General features: G+C 64.4%; 14 protein-coding genes and 1 pseudogene. 11 read left to right on the top strand and 4 right to left on the bottom strand.

Annotated elements, in window-relative coordinates:
• Positions 1 to 16: 16 nt before the first annotated feature.
• Complete coding sequence (gene bglX, locus GRI32_RS05525; RefSeq protein WP_237437411.1) at positions 17 to 2389, top strand: beta-glucosidase BglX; 2373 nt, start codon at positions 17 to 19, stop codon at positions 2387 to 2389.
• Positions 2386 to 5190: a glycoside hydrolase family 31 protein gene (locus tag GRI32_RS05520; protein ID WP_160590308.1), complete on the top strand. Its 2805-nt coding sequence runs from the start codon at positions 2386 to 2388 to the stop codon at positions 5188 to 5190. Before bglX ends, GRI32_RS05520 begins: the two co-directional genes overlap by 4 nt.
• 1 nt (position 5191) lies before the next feature.
• Here the strand turns inward: GRI32_RS05520 and manD are convergent, their stop codons facing one another.
• On the bottom strand, positions 5192 to 6400 hold the full coding sequence (gene manD, locus GRI32_RS05515) for a D-mannonate dehydratase ManD (protein WP_160591043.1): 1209 nt from the start codon (positions 6398 to 6400) through the stop codon (positions 5192 to 5194).
• A gap of 83 nt (positions 6401 to 6483) precedes the next feature.
• Here manD and uxaC point away from each other — a divergent pair, with 83 nt between their 5' ends.
• The 4 genes from uxaC (at position 6484) to GRI32_RS05495 (ending at position 11821) form a co-directional block, all read left to right on the top strand.
• On the top strand, positions 6484 to 7932 hold the full coding sequence (gene uxaC / locus GRI32_RS05510) for a glucuronate isomerase (protein ID WP_160591041.1): 1449 nt from the start codon (positions 6484 to 6486) through the stop codon (positions 7930 to 7932).
• On the top strand, positions 7929 to 9311 hold the full coding sequence (locus GRI32_RS05505) for a mannitol dehydrogenase family protein (RefSeq protein WP_337190163.1): 1383 nt from the start codon (positions 7929 to 7931) through the stop codon (positions 9309 to 9311). Before uxaC ends, GRI32_RS05505 begins: the two co-directional genes overlap by 4 nt.
• Positions 9308 to 10357, top strand: a complete 1050-nt coding sequence (locus tag GRI32_RS05500; RefSeq protein ID WP_160590306.1) for a glycoside hydrolase family 5 protein — start codon at positions 9308 to 9310, stop codon at positions 10355 to 10357. The genes GRI32_RS05505 and GRI32_RS05500 overlap by 4 nt, the downstream gene beginning before the upstream one ends.
• Before the next feature lie 111 nt (positions 10358 to 10468).
• A complete protein-coding gene (locus tag GRI32_RS05495; protein WP_202385958.1) occupies positions 10469 to 11821 on the top strand; it encodes an MFS transporter in 1353 nt (450 codons plus the stop codon).
• A 12-nt stretch (positions 11822 to 11833) separates the two neighbouring features.
• On the opposite strand, the gene GRI32_RS05490 is transcribed toward GRI32_RS05495, so the two are convergent.
• Entirely contained in the window at positions 11834 to 13009 is a 1176-nt protein-coding gene (locus GRI32_RS05490) for a Gfo/Idh/MocA family protein (protein ID WP_160590304.1), read from the bottom strand.
• A 149-nt stretch (positions 13010 to 13158) separates the two neighbouring features.
• On the opposite strand from GRI32_RS05490, the gene GRI32_RS05485 reads away from it, so the two are divergent.
• Genes GRI32_RS05485 through GRI32_RS05465 form a run of 5 tightly spaced genes read left to right on the top strand, consistent with a single transcriptional unit; the run spans position 13159 to position 18464 of the window.
• Positions 13159 to 14094, top strand: coding sequence for an SMP-30/gluconolactonase/LRE family protein (locus GRI32_RS05485; RefSeq protein ID WP_160590302.1), 936 nt, complete (start codon positions 13159 to 13161; stop codon positions 14092 to 14094).
• A complete protein-coding gene (locus tag GRI32_RS05480) occupies positions 14091 to 14795 on the top strand; it encodes a nuclear transport factor 2 family protein (RefSeq protein ID WP_160590300.1) in 705 nt (234 codons plus the stop codon). The genes GRI32_RS05485 and GRI32_RS05480 overlap by 4 nt, the downstream gene beginning before the upstream one ends.
• Positions 14792 to 15544, top strand: coding sequence for a nuclear transport factor 2 family protein (locus GRI32_RS05475; RefSeq protein ID WP_160590298.1), 753 nt, complete (start codon positions 14792 to 14794; stop codon positions 15542 to 15544). Before GRI32_RS05480 ends, GRI32_RS05475 begins: the two co-directional genes overlap by 4 nt.
• Before the next feature lie 2 nt (positions 15545 to 15546).
• Positions 15547 to 16332, top strand: a complete 786-nt coding sequence (locus GRI32_RS05470) for a nuclear transport factor 2 family protein (RefSeq protein ID WP_160590296.1) — start codon at positions 15547 to 15549, stop codon at positions 16330 to 16332.
• 5 nt (positions 16333 to 16337) lie between these two features.
• The gene (locus GRI32_RS05465) at positions 16338 to 18464 is read left to right on the top strand and encodes a PQQ-dependent dehydrogenase, methanol/ethanol family (RefSeq protein WP_237437410.1); all 2127 of its coding nucleotides are present in this window, start codon (positions 16338 to 16340) and stop codon (positions 18462 to 18464) included.
• Positions 18465 to 18554: 90 nt separating this feature from the next.
• Here GRI32_RS05465 and GRI32_RS05460 read toward each other — a convergent pair whose 3' ends face one another.
• Entirely contained in the window at positions 18555 to 21605 is a 3051-nt protein-coding gene (locus tag GRI32_RS05460) for a CHAT domain-containing protein (RefSeq protein WP_160590294.1), read from the bottom strand.
• Positions 21595 to 21908, bottom strand: a pseudogene (locus tag GRI32_RS05455) (hypothetical protein); the annotation flags it as partial. The pseudogene GRI32_RS05455 and the gene GRI32_RS05460, both read right to left, overlap by 11 nt.

Here is a 21908-nt window from a genome sequence, read left to right as displayed (position 1 = left end):
GGACGGGAGAGGGGACATGACTATCGCACCGCTTATGCGCAGGGCCGCCCTGTGTCTGCTGCCGCTGTTCGCGGCGATTGGACTGATCGTGGTGGCAGACAGGTCCGCCGCCGCGCAGGCAGGCTCCATGCCAATGCAGGAGGGGGCGGCGGCCAATCCCGAATCGCTGCTTTTGCGCATGACGCTGGAGGAAAAGATCGGCCAGCTGGTACAGCGCATGGGCGGGCGCTCCAAGGCGCTCAACTCCCGTCTCGGGCCGGAAGAGCTGGAGCGGGTGCGCCGCGGGGAAGTGGGCTCCTACCTCCATGTCGCGGGTGCGGCTGAGCTGCGCGAGTTGCAGCGCGTGGCGGTGGAGGAAAGCCGGCTGGGCATTCCGCTGCTGTTCTCCATGGATGTGGTGCATGGCTATCGCACGATCTTTCCTGTTCCGCTGGCGATGGCGGCCAGCTGGGACCCGGCGGCGGCCCAGCTCCACGCCCGCATTGCCGCGCGCGAAGCCAGCGCATCGGGTCTGCACTGGACCTTTGCGCCCATGGTGGACATTGCCCGCGATCCGCGCTGGGGGCGGATTGTCGAAGGCGCGGGCGAGGATGCCTACCTCGGCAGTCGTATGGCTGCGGCACAGGTGCGCGGCTTCCAGGGTGATGAGCTTGCCGCCGCCGATACGATCATGGCCGGCACCAAGCATTTTGGGGCCTATGGCGCGGCCGAGGGCGGGCGCGATTATGCCGGGGCGGAAATCTCCGAGCGGGCGCTGCGCGAAACCTATCTCGCCCCGTTTCAGGCCGCTGCGCAGGAAGGCACGGCCAGCTACATGACTGCATTCAATGCCATTGGCGGCGTGCCCACCACCGCCAATGAAGCGCTGCTGCGCGGCATATTGCGCGATGAATGGGGCTGGGACGGCCTGCTGCTGTCAGACTGGCGCGCGGTAGAGGAACTGATGGCGCATGGCATCGCCGGATCGCGCGCCGATGCGGCGGCGCTGGCCCTGCGTGCTGGCGTGGATATGGACATGGTGGCGGACATCTATGCCGATGACCTTCGCGGTGCGATCGAAGCTGATCCATCGCTGCTGCCGCTGCTGGATGAAGCGGTATTGCGCATCCTTCAGGTGAAGCAGCGACTGGGCCTGTTCGATCATCCCTATGCCTATCACGATGCGGCGCGGGAGGCGGAGGTGCTGCTGTCGGGCGAACACCGCGCAGCGGCGCGCGACATTGCCGAGCGGTCCATCGTGCTGCTCAAGAATGACGGCGATGTCCTGCCGCTGGCGCGCAATGCCGGGCGGATCGCCCTGATCGGCGCGCTGGCCGATGATGCGCTTTCACAGCTTGGATCATGGCGCGCGCAGGGCCGCGCGGAAGATGTGGTGACCCTGCGCGCTGCGCTCGAAGCAGCGCATCCGGACGTGATCCATGCCCCCGGCGTGGACAGTCGCAGTAACGATGGCATCAGTAACGATGGCAGCAGTGACGCTGACAGCAGTGAGGACGGCAACGGAATCGCGGCGGCAGTTGCGGCTGCGCGAGGCGCGGACGTGATCGTGCTGGCGATCGGTGAAGATTATGACTGGTCGGGCGAGGCGCGCAGCCGCTCCTCCATCGAACTGCCTGGCCGCCAGCGCGAATTGCTCGAAGCCCTCAAGGCCACCGGAAAGCCGCTGGTGGTGGTGCTGATGGGCGGGCGTCCGCTGGCCATTCCCGAAGTGGATGAAGCGGCCGACGCCGTGCTTGCGACGTGGTTGCTGGGGGTGGAGGCAGGCCCGGCTATCACCCGCACGCTGTTTGGCGATGCCAACCCCGGCGGCAGGCTGCCCGCCAGCTTTCCACGCGCGACGGGGCAGGTGCCCTTCACCTATGATCAACTGCCCAGCGGACGGCCCGCGGACCCCGATCCGGCAAAGGATACCGCGCGCTATATGGACCTGCCGATCACTCCGCTCTACGCCTTCGGGCATGGACTGTCCTACTCCACCTTTGCCTATGGCGAGATCGCGCTGGACCGCGCCGACATGCCAGCGGATGGCGGCACGGTGACGCTGACCATTCCTGTTACCAATAGCGGCGCAGTGGCTGGCGACGAGGTGGTGCAATTATACATGCGCGATCCGGTGGCCAGCGTGTCGCGGCCAGTCATGCAATTGCGCGGATTTGACCGGGTGACCTTGCAGCCGGGGCAGACCCGCGATGTATCCTTCACCCTGTCGGCGGCGCAATTCGCGCTGTGGGGCCTCTCTGGCGGCTGGGTGGTTGAACCCGGCACGATAGAGCTGATGGTGGGCAGTGCGTCGGACGATATCCGCGCCCGCACCCGGATCGAGATTGTCGGGCGTGCGCAAGGCACCATCACGCCTGCGGCAATTCCCACACCGGTCACTGTCCATTGATTGGCCGCGCTCCGGTCGCCGCTGCGCTGCTGGCACTGCTGGCCGGACCCGCGCTGGCAGGCGAGGTTGAGCAGGTGCCGCACGGCATGGTGGTGACCACCGACGCGGGCGAGCATGTGCGCGTGCTCGCTTATGCCGACGGAACCTTCCGTGTGACGGTGGCGAACGATCTGGCGCAGGTGGCGCCAAGCCTGATGGTCATCCACGATGCCGATGGCGAGCCGGTGTTCTATCAGGATCAGGCCATCGCCAGCCTCACCACCCATATGGGCCATGCGGTGATTGGCCGCTCCGACGGGCGGCTGACGGTCTATGACGCCGCCGGAACGCTGCTGCTAGACGAGTACGCGCCTGCACGAACCTTGCAGCGGGTTCAGATCGAAGGCCAGCAATGGCTGGCCACGCGCGCGCAGTTCAACCGCGGCAGTGACGAGGGGCTGTACGGGCTTGGCCAGCACCAGAACCGGCAGATGAATTACAATGGCGAGGACGTGGAACTCGCCCAGCACAACATGGCAATTGCCATTCCGTATCTGGTTTCCACCCGCGGCTATGGCATCTTGTGGGACAATAATTCGATCACCCGAGTGGGCGATCCGCAAGAATATGAGCAGCTCGATCTGGATTGGCGGGCGAGCTATTTCGTCGGGGGCAGGCACGTTCTCGCCAGGCCCGAGCGGACCATCGATTACCAGTATATCGAGGACCAGCAGCGCTGGCCGCAGGAGGCGCGCTCGGCAGTGGTGGCAGCCACCACCGGGCAGAATCCGGCGGGACATTCGGCCCAGTTGCAGCAGGTCGTCTGGCGCGGCCAGTATCGCCCGCGCACATCCGGCACGCACAAGTTCCGCCTCTATTCCTCGGGCTATGTGAAGCTGTTCGCCAATGACGTGGAAGTGCTGTCCCGCTGGCGGCAGAACTGGAACCCCTGGTTCCATAATTTCGAGCTGGATCTGGAAGCGGGCATGGCGACCGAGCTGCGCGTGGAGTGGGAGCCGGACCAGGGCTATATCGCGCTTGAACACGCTGACCCTTTGCCCGATGCGGACCGCCATTCGGTCAGCTTTGCCAGCGAGGCGGGCAGGGCGATCGATTACTACGTGGTTCCTGCGCCGAGCATGGATGACGCCATCGCCGGATACCGCCGCCTGACTGGCAATGCGCCAATGATGCCGCGCTGGGCCTTTGGCTTCTGGCAATCGCGCCAGCGCTATGAAACGCAGGATCAGCTGGTGGATGTGCTGCGGCAATATCGCGATGCGCGCATTCCCATCGATACCATCGTGCAGGACTGGTTCTATTGGCCGGAGGATCAATGGGGCAGTCATGGTTTCGACCCCGCGCGCTTCCCCGATCCTGCTGCAATGGTGGCTGCGGTGCACAATATGGACGCACGGATCATGCTGTCTGTGTGGCCCAAGTTCTATCCCGGCACCGCCAATGCACAGGAACTGGCAGCGGGCGGATATCTGTACCAACGACCATTGGACGCAGGGCAGCTCGACTGGGTCGGGCCAGGCTATGCCAACACGTTCTACGATCCCTATGCGGCGCAGGCGCGGGAGATTTATTTCCGGCAGATGGCGGACAGGCTGCTGCCGCTGGGCTTTGATGCGTGGTGGATGGATGCGACCGAGCCGGACTGGCATTCCAACCTCTCGGTGCAGCAGCGCAAATACCAGATGACATCGCCCGCCACCGGTGTGCCGGGCGCGGCGATCTTCAATTCCTATCCGCTGCTCCATGCGCAGGGCGTGGCCGAAGGGTTGCGGGCGGCACAACCGGACCGGCGGCCTGTCATCCTCACCCGCAGCGGGTTTGGCGGCATCCAGCGGGCCAGCGCGGCGCTGTGGTCGGGCGATGTGGCGGCGCGCTGGGACGACTTGCGCGACCAGATCAGCGCCGGGCTGAACCTGTCGGTCGCGGGCGTGCCCAACTGGACGCATGATATCGGCGGCTTCGCGGTCGAAAACCGTTTTTCAAATCAGGACCCCGCGCACCTGCCCGAATGGCGCGAGCTGTATCTGCGCTGGTTCCAGTTTGGCGCGTTCAGCCCGCTCTTCCGCAGTCACGGTGAATTCCCGCAGCGCGAAACGCCGATCATCGCGGCGCAGGATGCAGCGATGATGGAGGGCCTGACCCACTACCACCGCCTGCGCTACCGCCTGATGCCCTACATCTACACGCTGGCGGCGGGCACGCATTTTGCCGATGGCACGATCATCCGCCCGCTGGTGATGGATTTCGAAGCGGACCGGCAGGTGTGGGACATCGATGACGAATACATGTTCGGCCCGTCATTGCTGGCCGCGCCCGTCACCCGGTTCGGCGCGCGCAACCGCGAAGTCTACCTGCCCGCCGGAACCGACTGGTATGATACGAATACCGGCGCGCGCTATACCGGCGGGCAGACCGTAACCGCGGATGCCCCGCGCGAAAGAATGCCGCTGTTCGTGCGCGCAGGCTCCATCGTGCCGCTTGGCCCCGACGTGCAATATACCGGCGAGAATCCGCAGGGTGAACTGACGGTGCATGTCTTCGCCGGCGCCGATGGCGCGTTCTCACTGTATGAGGATCAGGGCGAGGACATGGGCTATGTGCGCGGCGAGTTTTCCCGCATTCCGATGCGCTGGCATGATCGCGCCAAGCTGCTGGCCATCGGCGAGCGACAGGGCAGTTTCCCCGGCATGGAACAATGGCGGGAGATCGCCGTGATCGTGCATGACGGCAGCGTGCCGGGCCCGGTGTTCGAGCGGGAGGGCAATGGCGGCCTGCTCTATTCGGGCCATGCGGTGCCCTGATTTACCAGCTCCACATGGTCCCGTCTTCCAGCCGCGCGACAGGCAGGCTGGCAGGCCGATAGGGATATTTGGCCGCCAGCTCCTCGTCTATCGTCACACCGTGTCCGGGCGTTTCTCCGCAATGCATATGCCCATCGGCAAAGCGGTAGTCATGGGGGAAGACCGCGTCGGTTTCCTCCGAATGGCGCATATATTCCTGAATACCGAAGTTGGGCACCCACGTATCGAAATGCACCGCCGCGCCCATGGTCACAGGTGACAGGTCGGTGGCGCCGTGGCTGCCGGTGCGCACCTGATACAGGCTGGCCAGATCGGCGATGCGCCGCAGATGGGTGATGCCGCCCGCGCGCAGAACGGTAGTGCGGATATAGTCGATCAGCTGGTTCTCGATCAGATCCTTGCAGTCCCAGATGGAGTCGAAGATCTCCCCCACGGCCAGCGGAGTGGTGGTCCTCTCGCGGATCAGGCGGAAGGCCTGCTGGTTCTCCGCCGGGGTCGGGTCTTCCATCCAGAACAGCCGGTGCGGCTCCAGCGCCTTGCCCAGCTGCGCCGCTTCATTGGGGGTCAGCCGGTGGTGCACATCGTGCAGCAGCTCAGGCTCATCGCCATAGGTATCGCGCAGCTTCTCGAACAGTCTGGGCGCAAAGCGCAGATACTTGGGCGTGTCCCACACGGTCTCGGTCGGCAGGGCCGCATCGGCAGGCTCATAATGCAGCGTGCCGCGCGCTACGCCATACGCCTTTTCTATACCGGGAATGCCGCTTTGCGCGCGGATCGCCTTGTACCCCATGGCGATATACTGGCCCACCGCATCCACGGTCTCCTCCAGGCTCGCGCCATTGGCGTGGCCATAGACCATCACCCGCTCGCGACTCTTGCCGCCCAGCAATTGATACAACGGCATGCCCGCCATCTTGGCCTTGATATCCCACAACGCGGTATCGACGGCGGATATCGCGCTCATCGTCACCGGGCCGCGCCGCCAGTAGGCTCCGCGATAGAAGAATTGCCAGATGTCCTCGATCCGCGAAGGATCGCGGCCGATCAGGCTGGGGATCACGTGATCCTCCAGATAGGCGACCACCGCCTTTTCGCGCCCGTTGAGCGTGGCGTCCCCGATTCCGCTGACGCCCTGATCGGTTTCCACCTTGAGCGTGACGAAATTCCGCCCCGGACATGTGACGATGACCCTTGCAGCCGTGATCTTCATGCGCGACAACCCCTCCGTTAGCGCTACCATTGGTTGAATGCCCCATGTAACGCTGACGTGGCAAAAAGCGAGAGGAGAGGCTCCTGCCAAACGCGCTGCATCTTGATCCGGACCGGCTTTTCCCTGCCGACCCCAGAACCCGCGACATCGCCCGCATGCTTTACGCGCAGGTGCAGGGCCTGCCGATCATCAGCCCGCATGGCCATACCGATCCATCATGGTTCGCCGGCAATGCGCCATTCGGCAATGCGGCCGAGCTGCTGTTGCAACCCGACCATTACCTGCTGCGCATGCTCTATTCGCAAGGCGTGGCGCTGGAGGATCTTGGGCTGGGTGGTTCCGGTGCCGATCCGCGCCCGGACCCGCGCCCGGACCCGCGCCCGGACCCGCGCCCGGATCCGCGCGAGGCATGGCGTATCTTTGCGCGGCATTATTACCTGTTTCGCGGCACGCCTTCGCGCATCTGGCTGGACTGGGTGTTTGCCGAGGTGTTCGCTCAGGACGTGCGGCTGGAAGCGGCCACTGCGGACCTTTATTTCGATACGATCACGGCGGCGCTGGCGACAGAAGCCTTCCGCCCGCGTGCCCTGTTCGAACGCTTTAATATCGAGGTGATTGCGACCACGGAGAACCCGCTCGACAGCCTCGATCATCACCGCGCCATTCGGGACAGCGGCTGGGGCGGGCGGGTGATCACCGCCTATCGCCCCGATCCGGTGGTGGACCCCGAGTTCGAAGGTTTTGCACGTAATCTGGTTCTGCTGTCGGACCTGACGGGTCAGGATTGTCTCAGCTGGACCGGCTATCTTACCGCGCATCGCCAGCGCCGGGCCTTCTTTGCGCAAATGGGCGCGACATCGACCGATCACGGCCACCCCACCGCGCGCACCGCCGATCTGCCGCAATCGGAGGCGCAGGCGCTGTTCGACCGGGTGAAGGGCGGCGCATCATCGCCCGCGGATGCCGAGCTGTTCCGTGCGCAAATGCTCACCGAAATGGCGCGCATGAGCATGGAGGACGGGCTGGTGATGCAGCTGCACCCCGGCTCCTTCCGCAATCACAACGCGCAGTTGTTCGCACAATTCGGGCGCGACGTGGGGGCCGATATTCCCATGCCGACAGACTACGTCCACGCCCTGAAACCGCTGCTCGACCGCTTCGGCAATGAGGCGGATTTCACGCTCATTCTCTTCACGCTGGATGAGACCGCCTATGCGCGCGAACTGGCGCCGCTGGCGGGCCATTATCCGTGCCTGCGGCTGGGGCCTGCATGGTGGTTCCACGATAGTCCCGAAGGTATGCGCCGCTTCCGCCGCATGACCACGGAGACCGCCGGTTTCTACAACACCGTGGGCTTCAACGACGATACGCGGGCCTTCCTGTCCATCCCGGCGCGGCATGATCTGGCGCGTCGGGTGGACTGCGGTTTCCTGGCGGAACTGGTGGCCGAACACCGGCTGGAAGAGGACGAGGCGGCACAGCTGGCGCAGGACCTCGCCTGTAATCTGGCCCGGCAGGCCTACCGGCTGTGAGGCTGTCGACCGCCACGCTGGAGCGCCTGCCGCCCGATGTGGCGTGCCCCGCTTTCGATCGTGGCGGGCAGCAGGTGGGCATCGTCCATTTCGGACTTGGCGCCTTCGCCCGCGCGCATCTGGCCGCCTGTTGCGACGATGCGATGGCGGCGGGGGAGCGCGACTGGATGATTTGCGGAGTATCGCTGCGATCAGACAATGTGGCGCGGCAGATGGGTCCGCAAGACGGGCTCTACACGCTGAGCGAAAGGTCCGGGCAGGAGGTACGCACGCGCGTGATCGGATCGGTGCGTGAAGTGCTGGTGGCAGGCCGCGATGCGCAAGCGATCGCGGCCCGGATCGCCTCGCCCGCCTGCCATATCGTCAGCTTTACGGTGACCGAGAAGGGATATTGCCGCGCGGCAGATGTGGCTCTGGATTTGGAGGCTGCGCGCGCGAGTTTCTACCCGCTGCTGGCAACTGGCATGAAATTGCGGATGGAGGCAGGGTTACCCGGCCTGACGCTGCTGAGCTGCGACAATTTGCCCGCCAATGGTGCCGTGCTGCGCTATCTGATGACGCAATATCTCACTGCGCAGGCCCCTGAATTGCTCGGCTGGTTTGCGGCTGAATGCAGCTGTCCAAATGCGATGGTTGACCGGATCGTGCCGGCCACGCGCGATGCCGACCTGGCAGGCCTTGAACGGCGGATCGGCCTGCGCGACGAGGCAGCGGTGTTCACCGAAAGCTTCAGCCAATGGGTGGTGGAGGACGCCTTCGCGGGTCCGCGTCCGCGCTGGGAGGATTGCGGAGTGCAGATCGTGGCTGACGTCGCGCCCTTTGAGGCCGCCAAGCTGCGCATGCTCAACGGTGCGCATTCCTTGCTGGCCTATGCCGGGCTGGCGGCGGGGCATGAATTTGTGCATCAGGCGGTGGCCGATCCGGCCTTGCGGGCGCTGGTGCAGCGTCTGATGCTGGATGAAGCCGCGCCCACTATTGCGGTGGCTCCAGCGCAGGATCTGGCCGCCTATGCTCGGCGGCTGCTGCAGCGGTTTTCCGATCCCGCGCTGAACCACCGGCTGGCCCAGATCGCCATGGATGGCAGCCAGAAAATCCCCCAGCGCTGGATGGAGACATTGCGTGAAAACTCGCAACCCTGCCCCGCCATCCTGACCGGCATTGCGGCATGGCTGTGGCATATCAGCGATGGCCGCTGGCTGGACGATCCCCTGGCCGATCGCTTGCGGGATGCAGCGGTGGAGGCGGATTTGCGTTCTCGGATCGGGGCGATCTTCGGGCCGGATGGGATAATCGGTGGATCATGGTCACCCAGCGCGCAGGACATTGTGACAATAGAACAGGCCCATGCACACATGGGCACAGCAGGAGAAGTGAGATGAGAAAGGTGAGAAAGGCATTCCGCCTCATCGCCGCAGCGGCGGCACTTACAATGGCTGTGGGGGGCTGCAGTGACGGGCAGAGCCTGCAAACCGCCAGCCGGCCGATCAGCGATCTGGCGCGCGTTCCCGCGACTACTCCGGTTGCGCTCCACGGGTCGCTTTCCATCACCAATGGGCAGATCGTGGGTGAGCAGGGCGAACCGGTGACGCTGCGCGGGATGAGCCTGTTCTGGTCACAATGGGGGCCGCAGTTCTACACACGCGAGACGGTCGACTGGCTGGTGTCCGACTGGAAGGTCAGCGCCGTTCGCGCCGCCATTGCGGCAGAGGGCGATGACAGCGCGCTCCAGCATTTCGAGCGCGAGATCGACAAGGCCTCCACCGTGATCGAAGCCGCCGCCGCCAACGGCATCTATGTGATCGTGGACTGGCACGCGCACCGCGAGCATCCCGAAGAGGCAGAGCGCTTCCTGACCGAGATCGCGCGGCGATATGGCCACTTGCCCAACCTCATCTACGAGCCGTTCAACGAGCCTTTGCGCGACGGGGTGGACTGGTCGCGCGACATCAAGCCCTATCACCAGCGGATCATTGCCGCGATCCGTGCGATCGATCCCGACAACCTGATAATCGTCGGCTCTCCCAGCTGGAGCCAGGATGTCGATATTGCCGCGCTCGATCCTCTGGAGGGCAGCAATATCGGCTATACGCTCCATTATTACGCCGCCACCCACAAGGACGATCTGCGCGCCCGTGCGGAGCAGGCGCGGCAGGCGGGGCTGGCGCTGATGATCACCGAATTCGGCATTGTCGAGGCGACCGGCAACGGCCCCATCGACATGGCATCAAGCAACGCCTGGTGGGACTGGGCGGAGGAGAACCACATCTCGTGGCTCAACTGGTCCATCACCGAGCGTGATGAAAGCAGCGCCGCGCTGCGCCCCGGGACGCAAGCCGTGGCCGGGTGGAGCGATGCCGATCTGACCCCTGCGGGACGTATATTGCGCGCCCGCCTGCGCGCCGCCGCCGCAGCCGAGGAGCGCTGAGCACAGCACAATAGCGCTTGTCGGCATGGTCCTCGCACCATATGGTAGCGCTATCAGGGGGAGGGGAACGAAGATGTCCCACGGGGAAAATACCGGTCGCAGAGGCCGGACATGAGCGCGCAGGTTAAAGCCACTGGACCGGGTGGCAAACCGGCTGACGATCGCGCACCGGCGCAGATGGAAAAGCCGGCCGGCCAATATCGCTGGGCGATTTGCGCGCTGCTGTTTTTCGTCATCACCATCAATTACATCGACCGCCAGATCATCGGCGTGCTCAAGCCCGTTATCGAGGCGGACATGGGCTGGAGCGAGGTCGATTACGGCAATATCGTCACCGCCTTTCAGGCCAGCTACGGCATCGGCCTGCTGGTGGTGGGTCGCTGGCTGGACAGGGTCGGCACGCGCAAGGGCGTTGCCATCGCCATTGGCCTGTGGAGCCTTGCCGCCTGTTTCCATGCCGCCGCGCGCAGCGTGCTGGCCTTCATCCTTGCCCGCATCGCCCTGGGCGTGGCCGAAAGCGCAGCCTATCCAGGGGCGGTCAAATCGGTGGCCGAATGGTTCCCCCGGCGTGAACGCGCGCTGGGCGTGGGCATATTGAATGCAGGCGCCAATGTCGGCGTGCTGCTGACCCCGATCATCGCCATCGGCATTGCCGGTGCTTATGGCTGGCGCTCCGCCTTCCTTGTCACCGGCCTGATCGGCTTTGTGGTGCTGTGGGGGTGGTTGCGGTTCTTCCGCCAGCCTGCCGATCACGCCGAACTGACCGATAGCGAGCGCGAATGGATCAACCAGGATGGTGAGGACCCTGCCGGGGCACCGCTGGGCTGGAAGGATGCCTTGCGCCAGCGACAGGCATGGTACTTCATCTGCGGCAAGTTCTTCACCGATCCGGTGTGGTACCTGTTCCTGTTCTGGCTGCCCGATTTCCTTGGCCGGACGCAGGGCATGGAGCTGTTTCCAACCGGCGACAGCGGTATACTGGCCACCATCGGCCCGGCGCTGATCGGCGTCTATCTGCTGGCGGACGTCGGCTCGATCGCGGGCGGCTGGCTGTCATCGCATCTTGTCGGGCGCGGATGGAGCATCAACCGCGCGCGCAAGACCACATTGCTGATCGCCGCATTGCTGGCGGTGCCGATGGTGACGGTGGCCAGTGCGCCCAGCCCGATGGTGGCAGTAATGCTGATCGGGCTTGGCACGGCGGCGCATCAGGCGTTCAGCTCCAACATCTTCACCATGATCAGCGATCTCTATCCGCGCCGTGCGGTGGCGACGATTGCGGGAATGGGCGGAGCTGCGGGCGCGGTGGGCGGCATACTGATTGCCCAGGCCACCGGCTGGACGCTGGAACTGACAGGATCATACGTGCCCATCGTGATCTATGCCGGGCTTGCCTATCTGATTGCGCTGGCCTGCATTCACGCCCTGGTGCCGCGGATGGAGCCTGCGCAACTGCCCGGGTGATCGGGCGCGGCCCTACACCGCGATGATGGCGCCATCCTGATCGGCGCTGGCATACATCGCCTCTATCAGGCGCATGTCCCGCAGTCCCATCTCGCCCGGTGTGAGATGGGGCCGGTTGGCGCGGGCAGCGGCGGAGAAGCCGTCCACCTGCGCAGAAAACTGCGACATGGGATCGCCCGATGTGAAGCTGCGGCTTGGCCCGCCGCCGCCTTCCAGCGTGATGCGGTTGTCATCGTACGTGGTGGCCGGCTGCATGGCGATGGAAGCGGTTGCCCCGAAATAGCGCTGGCGCGAGACATAGGGGCTCCAGCAATAGGATGACGAGCCCTGGATGTTGATGCCGCTGGCCATGCGCACGCGGTAATCAATGCCGCCCTCCACCTCGGTAAAGCGGGGATCTCCGGCGGGGGTGGAATAGAGTGCGGATACCGATTGCGGGACATCGCCCGGCAGCATCATCAGCGATGTGTTGAGGCCGTAGATGCCGATGTCATACATCGAACCGCCGCCGCCCAGCGCCTTTTCCAGTCGCCATTTGTGCGGTGGCCAGTTCGGATCGGCGGAAAAGCCGTGGTCTGCGGAGATATAGCGCATCGCGCCCAGCTCGCCCGCCTCGATCCGGCGCAGCGCATCGCGGTTATTGGGTTCGAAATGCACACGGTAGGCCACTCCCAGCTGGCGGTTTGCGGCCTGGGCAGCAGCAATCATCGCTGCGCATTCGGCGCTGGTGGAGGCCATCGGCTTTTCGCACAAGACGTGCTTGCCTGCGCGCAGGGCGCGAATGGTAAACTCGGCATGCAGGCCCACGGGCAGCACGATATAGACGCAGTCGATCTCCGGATCGTCGGCAATGGCATCGAAATTGCTGTAATCGTAGAAGCGTGACACGCCGTAGCGCGCACCCAGATCATGCGCCTTGGCCGCATTGCCGGAAACGAAGCTGGTGATGCGTGAGAGGCTGGAGTTGCCGAAACCGGGGATCACCTGGCCGATGGCAAATGTGCCCAGGCCGACAATCGCCCAGCGCATCCTTTCAGAGGCAGGCAGGGGCAATTGCGGATCGCCGATAAGCGGCTGGCCCTGCGCCTGCTGCGCCATCGCCTTGCCTGCTGAAAGGGCCAGCGGAATGGTTGCCCCGGCAGCCAGAATCTCGCGCCGGGACAGGCCGGTCTTGCTTGTGTCGCTCATTTCTCTCTCCTGAGCCGCAGATTACTCTAATTCTAGCCAAGGTTATCTTGCAGCAACGCCCCAGCATCCTATGGTATAGGCACAGCGCAAGGGAAGGCGCTTTGTTGGGGGATGGAATGGTGAGAGGGAACAGGCGCAATTGCTGCGCCATGGCACTGACCGCGCTGGCGCTGGCCGCCTGTGCGCAGGAAGATGCGCAGACCGGCGACCAGCCTGCGATTGAAACCATCACGCTGGAAGGCGAGCGGCTCTTTCCCGAAAGCATAACCTCCGATGCAGATGGCATCATCTATGCGGGCAGCAATCGCGGGGCGATCTACCGCATCGAACCGGGCAGCGCGACAGGCTCTGTCTGGATCGCGCCCGATGCGCAGAACGGCCTGCTTTCGGTATTTGGCGTGCTGGCAGACGATACCCGCGGCTGGCTGTGGGTCTGCTCCAATCCCGCGATGGGAGAGGATGGATCGTCGGCGGTAAAGACCTTTGCGCTGGCCGATGGCTCGCTTGTCGCCAGCCACCCCTTTCCTGCCGATGCCGGGCCGGTGCTGTGCAATGACATGGCGGTTGCCGGAAATGGCGACCTGTATGCAACGGACACGATCGGCGGGCGGATATTCAAGCTGGCCGCTGGCGGGGAGGCGCTGGACTATTGGGCGGCTGATCCTGAATTTGGCGGGATTGACGGGATCGCCTTTGCGGAAAGCGGCGCGCTCTATGTCAATTCGGTCCAGCGTCACACGTTGATGCAGGTGGGGGTCGAAGACAACGGCCTGTTCGATACCGTCACCGTGCTGGAAACATCGCAGCCGATGGAAGGGCCGGACGGCCTGCGCCCGCTGGGCGGCAATCGCTTCCTGCAGACAGAGGGGCCGGGCGGCAAAGTCACCGTGGTCACTATCGATGGCACCGCTGCACAGATTGACGTGATCGCGCAGGGGATCGATTATCCGTCATCCGCCACGGCGGTGAACGGGCGCGCCTGGTATCCGGTCGGCAAGATCACTTACCTGTTCGATCCCGCGCTCAGGGAGCAGGACCCTGGTCCTTTTACAATCGAGTCCACCCCAATTCCGGAGGCCGAATGAGAACGCTCGCCCTTATTGCCGCCGCCAGCATGGCGGCCATGCCCGCCACCGCGCAGGCGCAAATGTCCGACGCGCAAGTCGTTGCCGAGGTTGAGGCGCTGACCAGCCGGGTCGAGAAGCTGGAAGGCGTGCGCGCCATCAAGAACCTGCAGCGCGCCTTTGCCTATTACGTCGATCGCGGCCTGTGGAATGAGGCCGCCGCTCTGTTTGCAGATGACGGCACGATCGAGCTGGGCATTGACGGGGTCTATGCCGGGCCGGAGCGGATCGGCGAATATCTGCGCCGCCTTCATGGCGGGCAGGAAGGGCTGATCTACGGCCAGCTCAACGAATGGGTCACGCTGCAACCGGCGATCACCGTGGCCGACGATGCCCGCAGCGCCACCGCGCGCTGGCGCGATCTGGGGATGCTGGGGCAATATCACGAACATGCCGAATGGCGCGATGGCGTGTATGAAAACGCCTATGTGCGCGAAGGCGGCGTGTGGAAGATCAGCCGTATCCATCTCTATGTGAATTTCGTGGTACCCTATGCCCGGGGATGGGCACGACTGAATGAAGGGGAGGGGCTGGTGCGCAGCCAGACATCGCTGGACTATCCGCCCGATCGCGGCCCCAGCGCCGATTATCAGGGCTTCCCCGCCGTGCAGATCCCGCCCTTCCAGGCACCCCATCCCGTGACCGGGAGGCCGGTCGAATGATCCGTCTTGCAATCACCGGCGCACTGACGCTGGCCATCGCAGCTCCCGCCGCATCCCAATCCGCCGCATCCCAATCCGCCGCAGCCCAATCTGCTCAGGCTCAATCGACCGGGCAGCGGCTGGCCGATTATCGCCAGCGGGTGGAGCGGCTGGAGGACCAGCAGGCCATCGAAGTGCTGCAGGCCAGCTATGGCTATTATTTCGACAAGGGCATGTGGAGCGAGGTGGCGCAGCTTTTCGCCCGCAATGGCCGTTTCGAATATGGCCAGCGCGGCGTCTATATCGGCCGCCAGCGGATTGAACGCGCGCTGCTGCTGTTCGGGCCGGAGCGGCTCGCCCCCGGCCATCTCAACAATCACATGCAATTGCAGGCGGTGATCAACGTGGCCGATGATGGCCAGACGGCTACCGCGCGCTGGCAGGGCATGATCATGCTGTCGCAGCCCGGCGCCAATGGCATCTGGGGCGTGGGCCTTTACGAGAATGACTATGTGAAGGAAGGCGGCGTGTGGAAGATTGCCGAGCTGCACTTCTACCTCACCGCCCGGACCGATTATGATGCCGGCTGGACCCGCTCGGCCATTCCCGCTGATGGCCCAAGCGCATTGTTCCCGCCCGATGAACCGCCCAGCGAGGTCTATCGCAGTTTTCCGTCCAACTACATTCCGCCATTCAGCTTTCCGCACCCTGTGACCGGTGAGCCGATAGAGGTGGTGCAGCCGCGCGATGATATCGCGGGGAGGGAATGATGATGAAAAAGGCACTTCTTGCAGCCGCCGCACTGGCAATTCTCGCCTCCACTCCCGCCGCCGCGCAGGACGTGGATGCCATGCTCGATGAACTCGACGCCCGCATCACCCGGCTGGAGGACATGAACGATATCGAGCGGGTGCAGCGCACCTATGGCTATTTCGTCGACAAGGGCCAGTGGACGCTGCTGAGCCAGCTGTTCACCGAAGACGCCACGCTGGAGATCGGCGGCAAGGGCATCTTCGTGGGCCGCGACCGCGTGCTGGAATATATGCAGACCGCGTTCGGCCCGGACGGCGCCAATATCGGCCTGCTGACCAATCACATGCAGTTTCAGCCGATCGTCAATGTTTCGCCCGATGGCACCACCGGCTGGATCCGCAGCCGCGCCTTCGTGATGGCCAGCAGCGGGTGGGGCCTGCCGCTGTACGAGGACGAGTTTGAAAAGGGCGAGGACGGCATCTGGCGCATGAGCCGCCTGACCGGGCCTTTCACCATGTACACAAACTGGCAGGGGTGGGGCGAAAACGCGCTCAACAACACCTGGCCGGACAAGTTCAATCCGCCGCCGGACCTGCCGCCCAGCACGGTCTATCTGACCTATCCCGCCTATTACATCATCCCCTTCCACTACCCCAACCCGGTGACGGGGGAGGCGATGGTGCCCGATGTGGCGACGGTTGGCGCATACCACCGCCCGCCCGGAACGGCAGAGCAGATAGAGAGCCTGACAGTGGGCCGTCAGGCTGACGGGACACAACCCATTGCGCTTCCGCCACAGGATTGAGAGAAATGAAGACGACACGCAAATCAGCCCTGCTGGCAGGGATTGCACCCGCGCTGGCGATGGCTCTGGCCAGCTGCACCGCGACCAGCGCCCCTCCCGCAGCGAATCTGGCGGCGGCACCTGCCAACATCGACCCGCTGGCCAACCCTGCGCCGGGCGAATGGATCAGCGACGGGCGCGATTATACCGCCCAGCGCTATAGCCCACTGACGCAGATCAACGCATCCAATGTCGGCCAGCTTGGCCTCGCCTGGTATGACGATCTGGATACCTATCGCGGGGTGGAGGCGACGCCGCTCTATGCTGACGGCGTGCTCTACAACACGCTCTCGTGGAATATCACCACCGCCTATGATGCGCGCACGGGCGAAGTGCTGTGGACATACGATCCGCACACGCCGCGCGAATTTGGCCGCCTTGCCTGTTGCGAGCCGGTCAGTCGCGGCCTTGCCATGTCGGGCAACAAGGTGATCATCGCCACGCTGGACGGGCGGCTGATCGCGCTGGACAAGGATATCGGCGAGGAACTGTGGTCCACCCGCACGTTCGAGCTGGACAGCGGCTTTGCCTATTCGATCACCGGCGCGCCGCGCGTGTTTGGGGACAAGGTGGTTGTCGGCCAGTCCGGCGGCGATCTGGGCGTGCGCGGTTTCGTGTCTGCCTATGATGTCGAAACAGGCGAAAAGGCGTGGAAGTTCTTCCTCACCCCCGGCGATCCTGCGAACGGCCCCGATGGCGAGGCGTCCGATCCGGTGATGGCGATGGTCCGCCAGACCTGGTCCGAGGAAGGCATGTGGAAGACACTGGGCGGCGGGGCCAATCCGTGGGATTCGATCGCTTACGATCCGGAGCTCAACCTGGTCTATGTCGGCACCGGCAATTCGGTCCCGCATGCGCGCTTTTACCGGTCCAACAATGAGGGCGATAACCTCTTCGTCTGCTCGATCGTGGCGCTGGATGCCACCACCGGTGCCTATCGCTGGCACTATCAGATGAACCCGGGTGAGGAGTGGGACTGGACCTGCACCTCCTCCATCATCAGCGCCGATCTGGAGATCGATGGCCGTCAGCGGCAGGTGCTGATGCAGGCCCCCAAGAATGGCTTCTTCTACGTGCTCGACCGGGCGACGGGGGAATTCATCAGTGCAGGCGCGCATGTCTATCAGAACTGGAATGCCGGTTTTGATGCCAACGGCCGCCCGATCACCACCGATCAGGTGCGCTATGGCGTTGATCCGCGGCTGGTCGCGCCGGGGCCGGGCGGGGCGCATAACTGGTTCCCCATGGCCTTCAGCCCGCGCACGGGCCTGGCCTATTTCCCCGCCTATCAGTCTGCCTTCGTCTATGCGTTGCAGCCTGGCTGGACGCCGCAGCCGATGCGCTCAAACTCCGGCTGGGGCGGCTATACCGGAGAGGCCGGGCGCATTCGCGGGGAGCTGATGGCGCAGGCCAATGAGATCGAGAAGGCGTGGCTGACCGCCTATGATCCGGTCAACCAGCGGATCGCCTGGCAGGTGCCCCTGCCGCGCCATGGCAATGGCGGGGTGATGGTGACCGCGACCGATGTCGTGTTCGAAGGCACCACCAACCAGACCTTCGCCGCCTTCGATGCGCGCAACGGGTCGGTGCTGTGGGAATATCCCACGCAAAGTGCGCCGGTGGCAGGTTCCATCACCTATGAGCTGGACGGCGTGCAATATATCGCCGTCAATGCCGGCTGGGGCGGCGGCGCTGCCCAGATCGAGCGCGGGGCGGGCATTGAAATGCCGCGCGCACCTGCCCGCCTGCTGGTGTTCAAACTGGGGGGGAATGTCGCCCTGCCGCCGCTGCCTGCGCAGGCCTCCGCTCCGCCCGAACCGCCCGCCTTGCGCGCATCGGAGGAGATTGTCCGCCGGGGCGCGGAGCTGTTCGCCCAGACCTGCTCTGTCTGCCACGGACAGAACGCCATCGGCGGTGTGGCAGACCTGCGGCACATGGACCGGGAGACGCATGGCAAGTTCAACCAGATCGTGCTGGAGGGGCTGTACCTCGACAAGGGCATGGGCCGTTTTGACGATATCCTGGATCAGGAACAGGCCGATGCGATCCACAATTACCTGATCGCGCGCGCCAATGAGGATTGGGGCCGGTAGGTTTCAACAACCCTGAATCAGCACACCTGGATCAGAAAGGGCGGCCCCGTGAGGAGCCGCCCTTTTTGTTGGCGCGAGGCTTGTCGGGGCTTAGCGGCGAACGGGGATGGACCCGTCACCCACCACGGCAAAGGCAGACCAGTAGAACGGGTGCGAGGTATCCGCATCGTCCATCAGGCTCAGCTGCGACTGGCGTAGGGCCTCTGTCGTCGAGACGCCGGAATTGGCGTGGAAGAAGCCGGATATCAGCCTGCCCGTTGCCCCATAATCATCGGGTACCGGCCAGTGGCTGGCCACCACCGTGCGTCCGCCAGCGCCAACGAAGGCGCGCACCAGTCCGTCCAGCGCGAAATCGCCGCCGGTGGCAACGCCTGCTTCACGCGATGCGGTGAGGCCGCCGACGCTGGCCGTGTTGCAGGCTGACAGGATCACCAGATCGGCATCGAGCCGCAGATCGAATATCTCCGCAAAGGACAGCAGGCCGTCTGAATCCCCGTCACCGAAGGAGGTGAGCAGGGCCGGACGCGGCGGGCAATCCGCCTCTGGCGAGGTGACCAGTCCGTGCGTGGCGAAGTGGATGATGCGATATTCGTCGAGGTCGGTCATGGCGCGCAGATGCGTGTCGGTGAACTCGCCTTCGGTCAGGATCGAAACGCCCGATCCACCTTCCTGCAATATGCTTCCCGCAGTGCGCAGCTCCGTCGCCTGGATCGGATTGCCCCATGTCAGGGGGGACCACGTGCAGCGCTCTCCGGCAATGCCGCTGCGCGTGCCGCTTGCCTGCGTCAGACCCTCTGCCAGAGGCAGGTTCTGCCCCAGGCCGAGATATTCGCCGGTCGCATCCGAGGCGCGCGCGCCGCGCACATCGCGGAAGGATGAAGGCGAAACCGCCGTGGTGATCTGCATGGCGCGTCCCAGCCAGGCCGTGCCCCTGAAATCATAGGGATCGGCAGCGGGGTCCTCCACGCGGGCGGCATAGGTAGCCACGCTGGCATCATCCATCACCAGCAGGTTTGCGGGCAGGCGCAGCATGGCGCCATCGGGCTCGAAAACCAGCTCGGTCACATTGGCCAGATTGGCATCAACCGGGCCGAAAATCGCCTTGTACAGATCGCGCGCGGTGGCGATTTCGAAGGGATAGGTGATGGTCTGGCCCGCTTCCTCAATGGCGATCGAATCGCGCAACCTGTCCACCATCACGCCAATGTCATCAGCCGATGCGGCAACCGGATAGGCTGTGGCAACGCCCTTCTGGGCATAGATGGCATAGACATCATCACCCAGCATCACGAGCTTGAGATAGGCCTCGCCGTCGTGCAGCACGTCCTGCAGATCGCCCAGTTCCATCCTGTCATCGCTGACAACGCGGTAACGCGGATAGGCGGCAAGCTGCTGCTGCACGCCCAGCTGAAGCTGGCGCAGCTGGTCCAGCTGTTCACGCTTTGCCGCCAGATCGGCGGCAGCGCCGGGAGTGGCTTCAGGCACCAGCGCGGCCTGCGCCACATTGCCCCGCATCACTTCGATTGCGCGGTTGAGGTTGAGCGCCTGGCGGAACAGCTGCGATGCCTCATCGCTGCCGGCCGAAAGTTCTCTGGCGAGCACCGCCTGCGTCTGGGCCAGGCCCGGCCGCAGCAGCAACTGGCTGGCCGCGAACATGTCGGCGGCGGCCTGTTCATTGCCTGCGCGCTTGCCCAGAATCTCGAAATAGGGCGCCAGCTGGCTGCGCAGCGACGATGCGGGCTTGCTGTCGGCATTGGATACAAGCTGGCGATAGACGCTGATCGCCTCGTCCTCGCGGCCCGTTCTTGCCAGCAGGCCGGCCAGCTGGGCGCGGGCGCTGAGCAGGGCGGGCGAGCCGGGATAATTGCTTTCCAGCACGTTCACGGCCTGCAGATGCAGGTCTTCCGCGCCAGCCAGATTGCCGCGCCTTTCCTCAATCTCGGCCAGCTCCGCCAGGATTTGCGCGCGCAGCCACAGGATCGATACAACCCGCCCGTCACGCACGGCGACGATATCCGATTGAGCAGAAAGAAGCGCCGCCTGAGCGGCATCGATCTGGCCCATCTGGCGCAGCGCCGATGCGCGCAGATATCTGGATTGCCCATCCAGCAATTGCGCCCGTTCCAGCAGGGAAAGATTGCTGGCGACACCCGCAATGGCATTGCCCTGTTCGGCAGAAAGTCGTTCTGACAAGGCATTGTCGATCTGCAATTGCAGCGTTGCGTCCAGGCTCTCGGTCAGTTCCGGCAGCGGCGTATCGAGGATCTGGATGACCTCGACGGCGCGCCCTCGGTTGAGCGCGTCCACAGCCTGGAAATTGCGCGCCAGGCGGGCAAGGATCGGGTCATTGGCAGCCTGCGGGGCTGCCTGAAGGAACAGCGTCCCGGCTTCGCGGAAATTGCCCAGGTTCGATTGTTGCAGCGCGGCGTTCAGCAGCGCCTCTGTCGCACTATTGCCCTGCAATGCGCTGGCCGATGCGGTGAAGAATTCAGCCGCTTCGGCAAAATTGCCGGCGTTTGAGCGGCGATAGGCCTCGTTCAGGGCGATTTCTGCGGAGATCGCCTCCGCCTGCGCGCGGGCGAAGGCCTGCGAGCCGCCAGCCTGCGTCAAGGGAACGTCAACCGTTCCATCCACCAGCCTGTCTGTCGCAAGCGTGGACAGGCCAATGCGCAGCGCATCGTCATAAACTGCCAGCCCGCTTGCCGCATAGGTGCGATTGCCCGCACTGCCGACGATCACCATCCGCTCGATACCCGTATCGGGTGCCGAACAGAGATAGCCTCGGGTGCCGGAAAGCCCCAGCGGCCGCTCACCGATGTCGCCATCGCGGCACTGCGCATCGGCGCTGGTTACCCTGGCATAGGCGGCATCCATGTCGCTGCTGCCAAGGACCTGCAGCATGCCGACCGGTGCGGCGGCATCACGGCAGATGATGAGGTAGCGCCGGTCAAACAGCCCTTCGCCCGCGCGGGGTGACTGAATCTGGGCTTCACACAATCCGTTGGACCCGATCGGCACTGAATCGCGCAGGCCGACCGAGCCGCCCTGCTGGGCCGCTGCGGGACATGTGGCGATCGCCAGCCCCATTGCCGAGGCAAGCGGAAGAGCGAGCTTGCGCATCGAAAATCTCTCAATCTTCATCTTGCTCTTCCTCATCTTCGTCGCCCTTCCAGGCGTTGGTGGCACTGTCGCCACCGCTGGTCACAGCATCGGTCACGAGGCCCTGTTCGGACACCGCTGGCGGGTTGAACATCTTCGGGAAATCCATCCCGAAACTTGTCTCCGTATCGGCTTCCTCCACCAGTGCGGCAGCGGCGGTAGTCACCTCATCCGGCAGCTCGACATAAGTCGAACTGGTCAGCTGCGGCTCAATCACCGGCACCTCTGGAACCACTGGCGGCTCCACGATCACCGGCGGCGGCGGTGGTGGCGGCGGCGGTGGCG

It is taken from the genome of Alteraurantiacibacter aestuarii (assembly GCF_009827405.1).
GTDB classification, from domain to species: Bacteria; Pseudomonadota; Alphaproteobacteria; order Sphingomonadales; family Sphingomonadaceae; genus Alteraurantiacibacter; species Alteraurantiacibacter aestuarii.
The sequence above is the reverse complement of the archived record's forward strand: the minus strand, read 5'-3'. Positions and strand labels throughout refer to the sequence as shown.

Bases quoted from the DNA above. Each gene is read 5' to 3' on its own strand.
- bglX (WP_237437411.1), top strand. From the start codon at position 17: ATGACTATCGCACCGCTTATGCGCAGGGCCGCCCTGTGTCTGCTGCCG.
- manD (WP_160591043.1), bottom strand. From the start codon at position 6,400: ATGAAGATCACGGCTGCAAGGGTCATCGTCACATGTCCGGGGCGGAAT.
- GRI32_RS05500 (WP_160590306.1), top strand. From the start codon at position 9,308: ATGAGAAAGGTGAGAAAGGCATTCCGCCTCATCGCCGCAGCGGCGGCA.
- GRI32_RS05495 (WP_202385958.1), top strand. From the start codon at position 10,469: ATGAGCGCGCAGGTTAAAGCCACTGGACCGGGTGGCAAACCGGCTGAC.
- GRI32_RS05490 (WP_160590304.1), bottom strand. From the start codon at position 13,009: ATGAGCGACACAAGCAAGACCGGCCTGTCCCGGCGCGAGATTCTGGCT.
- GRI32_RS05485 (WP_160590302.1), top strand. From the start codon at position 13,159: ATGGCACTGACCGCGCTGGCGCTGGCCGCCTGTGCGCAGGAAGATGCG.
- GRI32_RS05480 (WP_160590300.1), top strand. From the start codon at position 14,091: ATGAGAACGCTCGCCCTTATTGCCGCCGCCAGCATGGCGGCCATGCCC.
- GRI32_RS05475 (WP_160590298.1), top strand. From the start codon at position 14,792: ATGATCCGTCTTGCAATCACCGGCGCACTGACGCTGGCCATCGCAGCT.
- GRI32_RS05470 (WP_160590296.1), top strand. From the start codon at position 15,547: ATGAAAAAGGCACTTCTTGCAGCCGCCGCACTGGCAATTCTCGCCTCC.
- GRI32_RS05465 (WP_237437410.1), top strand. From the start codon at position 16,338: ATGAAGACGACACGCAAATCAGCCCTGCTGGCAGGGATTGCACCCGCG.
- GRI32_RS05460 (WP_160590294.1), bottom strand. From the start codon at position 21,605: ATGAAGATTGAGAGATTTTCGATGCGCAAGCTCGCTCTTCCGCTTGCC.